This window comes from Pseudomonas sp. GZD-209 (genome assembly GCF_049310485.1).
GTDB classification, from domain to species: Bacteria; Pseudomonadota; Gammaproteobacteria; order Pseudomonadales; family Pseudomonadaceae; genus Aquipseudomonas; species Aquipseudomonas sichuanensis.
Map to the genome: position 1 here is coordinate 23,082 of NZ_JBMOWQ010000129.1, position 8,061 is coordinate 31,142.

Genomic DNA, 8,061 nt, shown 5'->3' on the forward strand with positions numbered 1-8,061 from the left:
CCCACAGGTACGGCGTTGACCTTGACGATCACGCGATCCCTGTGGGAGCTGGCTTGCCAGCGATGAGCCCAGCACAGGCATCATCGGGCGGTATGGGCGGATGCCGAGTTACTCGGCATCCAGATGCAGCGGTGTTACCACCCGGCCATCACTCTCGGCCTGGCCGAGGGATGCGTCGATGAAGTACACCCGGTCATCTTCGAGCTGCCCTTTGTCCACCAGGTAGTCCTTGATGCTGCTGGCCCGTTCCTGGCCGAGGGTACGCAGCAGCGGGGCACTCTCGGCCCAGGACTTGATCACCGCCTCGCGCAGCTTGGTGGTGCGCTCATCACGACCGAGCTTTTCCCACTCGGCGGGCGGTTGCTGCTTCAGCCGGGTGCGATAGATGCCTTCGAGCATGGGCGGCTTGTCGCTGTCATCAACCACCAGCAGTGACGGATTGGCCGGCACCTTGTCGCCACGGCGCTGCAGTACCTTGTACCAGGTGGCCTGGTATTCGCGCTCCAGGCGCTGCTGGGCGATCAGCGGGCCATCGCTGCCTTGGGCGGCGGTACCTTCGATCTCCAGGCGCAGCTCCGGGCGCGACTTGAGCGCAGAGGCCAGTTTGTCCAGCGAGGCCTGGGCGTCGCTGCTGAGCTCGCTTGAACCTGCGGCGAACGAGACATTGCCCAGATCTTGCGCACCACCGCCAGAAACCAACCCGCCAATGAACTTGAACGGCGCCTGGGCGGCGCGCAGCACCAGGTTGCGCAGGGTCTGCCAGACGATCGGCATCACGCTGAACTGCGGGTTGTTGAGGTCGCCGGAGATCGGCAGTTCGATGGAGATCTTGCCCTCGGTATCCTTGAGCAGCGCCACTGCCAGGCGGATCGGCAGGTCCACCGCGTCCGGGCTGTCGACCTTCTCGCCCAACTGCAGTTGCTCGACCACCAGCTTGTTCTCGGCTTTCAGCTGGCCGTTGGTGATCAGGTAATGCAGGTCGAGGTTCAGGCGCCCCTTGCGAATGCGGAAGCCCGCGAACTTGCCCGAGTAGGGGGTCAGGGTGGTCAGTTCGACGCGCTTGAAGCTGGTGGCGATATCCAGGCTGGCCAGCGGGTTGAACGGGTTGAGCGCGCCCTTGATGGTCACCGGCGCGTAACGGTCGACCTTGCCCTTTATGTCTACCTTGGCCGGTTGCGGCTTGCGGTTGTCGAGGGTGCCGATCTGGCCGTTGAGCTGTTGCACGGCGGTGGCGAAGTTGGGGGTCAGGGTCAGGTCGGCGAAGTTGGCCGAGCCGTCGTTGATGCTGATCTGGCCGATGCGGATGCCCAGCGGCTTGCTGCTGCCGGCAGTGGCAGGCTTGCTCTGGGAGGCCGCAGGCGCCCCGGCGGGTTGCGGGATCAGCAGGTCACTCACGTTGGTGGTGCGGTCTTCGTTGATGATGAAGCGCGCATAGGGTTGCAGCAGGGTCACCTTGTCGATCGACAGGGCGTCGCCATGCACATAGGACAGGCCATCGACGTTGACCTGCTGCCATTTGACGAAGTCGCGGTTCTTGATGGTGTCCAGGGTGTGCAGCTGGTTGACCTGGGCCTTGCCGCCAATATCGAACGCCAGCGGTTCGGTGCTCTTCAGGTTCACTTTGAGGTCGCTGGACAGCATGCCACTGCGCAGTTCCAGGCGAATGAACGGGTTGATGTAGGCCTGGGCCACGCGCAGGTCGATGTCGCGGGTGGCCACGTCGAGCTTGGCGGTGATCGGTGCCAGGTTGACTTCGCCCGCAGCCTGCAGCTTGCCCTGCTTGCCCACGCCGGTATCGAGCTTGAGGGTGAAGGGCGACTGGTTGAGGCTGTCGAAGTTCTGCAGGTCAAGGTTGAGCGGGCCGACGTCCAGCGCCACAGGTTCCTTCTGGCTACGGTCGGCCAGATGGATCATGTAGTTGCGCGCCTGTACGTCCTTGAGCAACACCTGCCAGGGCTTGCTCGGCGCCTTGGCGGCCTTTTCCTTGTCGGTGGGTTCGGCGGCGGCAGGCTCGGTCTTTTCCTTGGGGGTGGCCTTGGCCGGCTGGCTGGCGAACAGCTTCTGCCAGTCGAGCTGGCCATCCTTCTCCAGTGCCGCCCAGGTTTCGAGTTTTTCGCTGCGGATCTTGCCGACGGTCACCAACTGCTTGGCCAGGTCGATGGAGGTTTCGCTGACCTCCAGGCTGGCCAGGCGCGCCAGCGCTCGGCCGTCGGGGGCCTTGATGGCGAACGGCGCAATGCGCACGGCGGTTTGGTCCAGCAACAGCTCGGTCTCTTTGGCCAGGCTGAGCTTGTAATGGGTGTCGAGGTTGATGACGCCATCTTCCAGCACCAGGGGCACAGCGTCGCGTACGTAGGGCCAGAACGCTTTCATCTTGCCGTCGGTAACTTTCAGCGTGCCTTCGGAGGCGATCGGCGCGAGGCTCAGGGTACCGCTCCAATCGATACGCCCGCCGTTGGGGCCGTTGGCCACCAAGGTCATGTCGGCGTTGTCGTCAGGCAGGGTACTGAGGTTCTTGAGTTCCAGGTTCATCGAGTCGTAGATGAACTCGATCGGCTCGCTGGGGCGCTGGTCCTCGAAGTGCAGGTAGCCTTCGCTGAGCTTGATGCTGCCGATGCGCAGCGGGAAGGGGTCGCTGGGTGGCTCTTCGGCTTTCGGCTCGCTGGCTGGCAGCTTGAACAGCTGGGTCAGGTTGAGGCTGCCATCCTTGGCGAACAGCAGCTCGGTGCGCGGCTTGTCCAGCTCGACGGCTTCCAGGTGCAGGGCCTTGGTCCACAGGCTGTCGAGTGCCAGGTTGGCGTACAGCCGTTCGAAGCCGACCTGCTCCTTGCCGGGCTCACCGATCTGCAGGCCCCACAGCGTCAGCTCGAGGCTGAACGGGTTGAGTTCGATGCGCTGCAGGTGCGCCGGCACGGTGGCGTGTTGCGCCAGCTGCTGGTTGGCAATGCGCAGTGCGATGCCGGGAAGAATCAGGAAGCCGAGCAGGCTGTACAGGGCCACCAGGGCCAGCAATGCGCCGAAGGCGCGAGTCAATCCTTTGTGCATGTGTCGCTTCGTCTGTAGCAGGCTGGAGTGCTTGGAGTATGGCACGTTCAACAGGTTCCGCCGGGGTCGGAAAACACCTCATTCAATCCCCATGCGCCGCCTTGCGCGGTGCGCCGAACCGTCGCGCATGGCCCAGCGCAGCACCGGGGCGGTGTTGGCCAGGCCCAGGCGGATCAGGCGCCTGGCCAACGGGCCTTGCAGCAGGCCAAGCATCTGCTGGGCCCAGCCTGGCAGCAGGTCCGCCCCTGCCTTGAGCATCAGTTTGCCCACCGGCTCGGCCAGGCGGCTGGGCGCCGGGGCCTTGAACAGGATGTCGATCACTTCCAGGCTGCGGGCATCACACAGCAGTTGCGGGCGCATGCGTTGCAGGTAGTCCTCGATCTGGCTGCAGGAGCGTGGCACGTCGCGGGCGCCCAGGCGCTCGGCGATCAGGGCGATCTCGTTGTAGTAGGCGTCCTGATCGGCACGGGGCAGGCCGGGGTTGCGGTAGCGCAGGTGGGCGGCGAGAAAGCTGCTCACTTCGGCCACGTGCACCCAGGTCAGCAGGTCGGGGTCGCTGGCGGCATAAGGCCGCCCGTCCGCGGCGGTGCCGACCACCTTGAGATGGATGGTGCGTACCTTGTCGATGAGCCACTCGGCGTCGCGGGTCGAGCCGAACGTGGTGCCGGAGATGAACTGGCTGGTACGGCGCAGGCGGCCGAGCAGGTCTTCGCGAAAGTTCGAATGGTCCCACACGCCAGCCAGTGCCAGTGGGTGCAGCAGCTGCAACATCAACGCACTGATGCCACCCACCAGCATGCTCGGGAAGTCGCCGTGCACCTGCCAGCTGATGCTCTGAGGGCCGAACAGCCCTGGGTCGCCTTTGGGCGATTCCAGGTCGAGCTGGCCGAGGGCCAGCCCGGTAAGGCTCATGACCTGGGTTTCGATGCGGCGGCGTAGGGCTTCCATGGCGACCTTGCGGGCAGGGCAGCCCTGCCCGGGCCGCGGGTTACTGGTTGAGGCGCTTGTCGATCAGGCCCTGGACCACGCTCGGGTCGGCGAGGGTGGAGGTATCTCCCAGGTTGTCCAGTTCGTTGCAGGCGATCTTGCGCAGTATACGCCGCATGATCTTGCCTGAGCGGGTCTTGGGCAGGGCCGGGGCCCACTGGATCAACTCCGGCTTGGCGAAACTGCCGATCTCCTTGCTGACCAGCGCCAGCAGCTCGGCCTTGAGCGCATCGTCCGGGGTGACACCATTCATGGGGGTGACGAAGGCATACACGCCCTGGCCTTTGAGGTCGTGCGGGTAACCCACCACAGCGGCCTCGGCGACACTGTCGTGCAGCACCAGCGCGCTCTCTACCTCGGCGGTGCCGATGCGGTGGCCGGAGACATTGATCACATCGTCGATGCGCCCGGTGATCCAGTAGTCGCCGTCGGCGTCGCGGCGGGCACCGTCGCCGGTGAAGTAGTAGCCGGGCAGGGGTTTGAAGTAGGTGTCGACCATGCGCTGATGATCGCCGTAGACACTGCGGATCTGCCCTGGCCAACTGGCCTTGATCGCCAGCAGCCCGGCGCCGGGGCCTTCGATGAGCTTGCCTTGTTCGTCCAGCAATACAGGTTGCACGCCGAACATGGGCTGGGTGGCGCAGCCGGGCTTGAGGCGCTGGGTACCGGGCAGAGGGGTGAGCATGATGCCGCCGGTCTCGGTCTGCCACCAGGTGTCGACGATGGGGCAGCGCTGCTGCCCGACCGCCTCGAAATACCACTCCCAGGCTTCGGGGTTGATAGGTTCGCCGACGCTGCCGAGCAGGCGCAGGCTCTGGCGTGAGGTGCCTTGCAAGGGGCCTGAGCCTTCGCGCATCAAGGCGCGCAGGGCGGTGGGCGCGGTATAGAAGATATTCACCCGGTGCTTGTCCACCACCTGCCAGAAGCGCGAGGTGTCGGGGTAGTTGGGCACGCCCTCGAACATCAGCGAGATCGCCCCGTTGGCCAGCGGGCCGTAGACGATGTAGCTGTGGCCGGTTACCCAGCCGACATCGGCGGTGCACCAGAACACCTCGCCGTCGCGGTAGTCGAACACCACCTTGAACGTCATCGTGGCCTGCAGCAGGTAGCCGGCGGTGCTGTGCAGCACCCCCTTGGGTTTGCCGGTACTGCCGGAGGTGTAGAGGATGAACAGCGGGTCTTCGGCAGCCATGGGTTCGGGCGGGCAGTCATCGCCGGCCTTTTCGGTGGCCTCGTGGTACCAGAGGTCGCGGCCATTGCTCCAGGCCACATCGCCCCCGGTGCGTCGAACCACCAGCACGCTGCTGACATTGGGGCAACTGGCCAGGGCTTTGTCGACGTTCTGTTTGAGCGGTATGCGCTTGCCGCCACGTACCCCTTCGTCGGCAGTGATCACGGTGCGGCAGTCGGCGTCGAGGATGCGGTCACGCAGGGCGTCGGGCGAGAAACCGCCGAACACCACCGAGTGGATGGCGCCGATGCGTGTGCAGGCGAGCATGGCGTAGGCGGCTTCGGGGATCATCGGCATGTACAGGCAGACCCGGTCGCCTTTCTTCACCCCGCGCGCTTTGAGCGCATTGGCCAGGCGGCAGACCTGGCGGTGCAGTTCGCGGTAGCTGATGGCCTTGCTGTCGTTCGGGTCGTCGCCTTCCCACAGCAAAGCTGTCTGCTCGCCGCGCTGGGCCAGGTGGCGGTCGATGCAGTTGTAGGAGACGTTGAGCTGGCCGCCGTCGAACCAGCTCGCCGTGCCGGTTTTCAGGTCGCATTGCTGCACGCTGGACCAGGGCTTGATCCAGTCCAGGCGTTTGGCCTGTTCAGCCCAGAAAGTGTCGGGGTTTTCCACCGACTGGCGGTAGAGGCGGCGGTAGTCGCCGTCGGTCAATTCGGCGGCCTGGCAGACGGCCAGGGCCTGGGGATAGTTGCGGATATCGAACATGGCGGGTGGTCCTGCTCTTGTAGGGGAGTGGGACTGCGGCGGCTATTCGATGGACAGTGTAGAAGGTGGGGGTGTTCCCCGAGCTGAAAAGCATCGCGGGGGGGGAGAAAACCCCCACCCCCACACAAAGAAGTCGTTGGGGTGGGGGGTTCAGCTCCGAACGGAGAGGGGGGGGGGGTGTTTGTTTTGGTCTGTCCTCCCCCCGCGATTTGGGTGTTACCGGTGAATCAACCGCGATGACGGCCGCGGAAGTAGTTGATCAGGCCCTGGGTGGAGCCGTCCTCGGCGCTTTCTTCCAGGCTGCCGACCAGGCGCTGGTACACGCCCTTGCCCAGCTCCTTGCCCAGCTCCACGCCCCACTGGTCGAAGGCGTTGATACCCCAGATCACGCTCTGCACGAAGACTTTGTGCTCGTACATGGCCACCAGCGCGCCAAGCCGGCGCGGGCTGATGCGCTCGACCACCAGGGTGTTGCTCGGGCGGTTGCCCGGGATCACCTTGTGCGGGGCGAGCTTGGCGATGTCGGCTTCGTTGAGGCCCTTGGCGCGCAGTTCGGCTTCGGCTTCCTCGCGGGTCTTGCCGAGCATCAGCGCCTGGCTCTGCGACAGGCAGTTGGCATACAGCCACTGGTGATGGTCGGCCACCGGGTTGAAGCTCACCACCGGCACGATGAAGTCGGCCGGGATCATCTGGGTGCCCTGGTGCAGCAACTGGTGGTAGGCGTGCTGGCCGTTGCAGCCCACGCCGCCCCAGATCACCGGGCCGGTATCGGTTTTCACCGGGGTGCCGTCGGTCAGCACGCTCTTGCCGTTGGACTCCATGTCCAACTGCTGCAGGTGCTTGGTGATGTTACGCAGGTAGTGGTCGTACGGCAGGATCGCGTGGCTCTTGGCGCCCCAGAAGTTGCCGTACCACACGCCCAGCAGGGCCAGCAGCACCGGCATGTTCTTGTCGAACGGTGCGGTCTGGAAGTGCTGGTCCATGGTGTAGGCGCCGGACAGCAGCTCCTTGAAGTTGGCGGTGCCGATGGCCAGGGCGATCGGCAGGCCGATGGCCGACCACAGCGAGTAACGCCCGCCGACCCAGTCCCACATCGGGAAGATGTTCTCTTCGCGGATGCCGAAGGCCACGGCGGCAGCCTTGTTGCTCGACACGGCGATGAAGTGGCGGTACAGCTCGGCTTCCGAACCACCCTGCGCCAGGTACCAGGTGCGGGCGGCCATGGCGTTCTTCAGGGTTTCGAGGGTGTTGAACGACTTCGACGAGACGATGAACAGGGTGGTCTCGGCGCGCAGGTTGGCCGACAGTTCATGGAATTCGCTGCCGTCGATGTTGGCCAGGTAGTGGCAACGGACACCGCGCTGGGCATAGGGCAGCAGGGCCTCGGAGACCAGTTCCGGGCCGAGGAACGAGCCGCCGATGCCGATGTTGACCACGTCGGTGATCGGCTTTTCGCTGTAGCCGCGCCACAGGCCGTCGTGGATGCGACCGACCAGCTCGGTGATCTGGTTCAGCACCTTGTGCACTTCCGGCATCACGTTGGCGCCGTTGACGCTGAGCTTGTCGCCGACCGGGCGGCGCAGCGCGGTGTGCAGCACCGGGCGGCCTTCCGAGCCGTTGACGATTTCGCCGCTGAACATCGACTTGATGGCGTCGCCCAGTTCGACTTCGTTGGCCAGGTTCACCAGCAGTTCGCGGGTCTGCTCGTTGATGAGGTTCTTCGAGTAGTCGAGGAACAACCCGCAACAGCTCAGGGAAAACTGTTCGAAGCGCTTGCCGTCGGCGGCGAAGGCTTCGCGCATGCTGAAGCCCTGCATGGCGTCGCGGTGTTGCTGAAGCGCCTGCCAGGCGGGCAGCGCCGTCACATCGTGGGGAGTACGGTAATACGCCATTGCGGATGGTTTCCTTGGTGCATGGTCAGGCTATGACACTGGTTTGGATGGCCAGTTGCAAGCTGCTCATTATAGGCATTGGCCGGGAAGCGGGAATGGGGGCGGGCGGTGCGGGGGATGAAATATTCTGATTCCGTGGGAGCGGGGGGGGGGGGGGGGGGGGGGGGAACAAAGGGTGCCCCCCCCACGGGAAAAGCAACG

Annotated in this window: 4 protein-coding genes; all 4 read right to left on the minus strand. The window is 64.9% G+C overall.

The annotated features are described in order from the left end of the window. Window positions 1-108: 108 nt before the first annotated feature. Window positions 109-3,045, minus strand: coding sequence for a DUF748 domain-containing protein (locus ACO6VM_RS15575; protein WP_422403511.1), 2,937 nt, complete (start codon window positions 3,043-3,045; stop codon window positions 109-111). 78 nt (window positions 3,046-3,123) lie between these two features. Beyond that, on the minus strand, window positions 3,124-3,993 hold the full coding sequence (locus tag ACO6VM_RS15580; RefSeq protein ID WP_401060469.1) for an oxygenase MpaB family protein: 870 nt from the start codon (window positions 3,991-3,993) through the stop codon (window positions 3,124-3,126). A 40-nt stretch (window positions 3,994-4,033) separates the two neighbouring features. Then, window positions 4,034-5,968, minus strand: a complete 1,935-nt coding sequence (gene acs / locus ACO6VM_RS15585; RefSeq protein ID WP_401060471.1) for an acetate--CoA ligase — start codon at window positions 5,966-5,968, stop codon at window positions 4,034-4,036. Window positions 5,969-6,195: 227 nt separating this feature from the next. After that, a complete protein-coding gene (gene pgi / locus ACO6VM_RS15590; protein ID WP_401060473.1) occupies window positions 6,196-7,860 on the minus strand; it encodes a glucose-6-phosphate isomerase in 1,665 nt (554 codons plus the stop codon). Window positions 7,861-8,061: the final 201 nt, after the last annotated feature.

Excerpts from the sequence above, each read along its gene's own strand:
- ACO6VM_RS15575 (WP_422403511.1), bottom strand. The coding sequence starts at position 3,045 with ATGCACAAAGGATTGACTCGCGCCTTCGGCGCATTGCTGGCCCTGGTG.
- ACO6VM_RS15580 (WP_401060469.1), bottom strand. The coding sequence starts at position 3,993 with ATGGAAGCCCTACGCCGCCGCATCGAAACCCAGGTCATGAGCCTTACC.
- acs (WP_401060471.1), bottom strand. The coding sequence starts at position 5,968 with ATGTTCGATATCCGCAACTATCCCCAGGCCCTGGCCGTCTGCCAGGCC.
- pgi (WP_401060473.1), bottom strand. The coding sequence starts at position 7,860 with ATGGCGTATTACCGTACTCCCCACGATGTGACGGCGCTGCCCGCCTGG.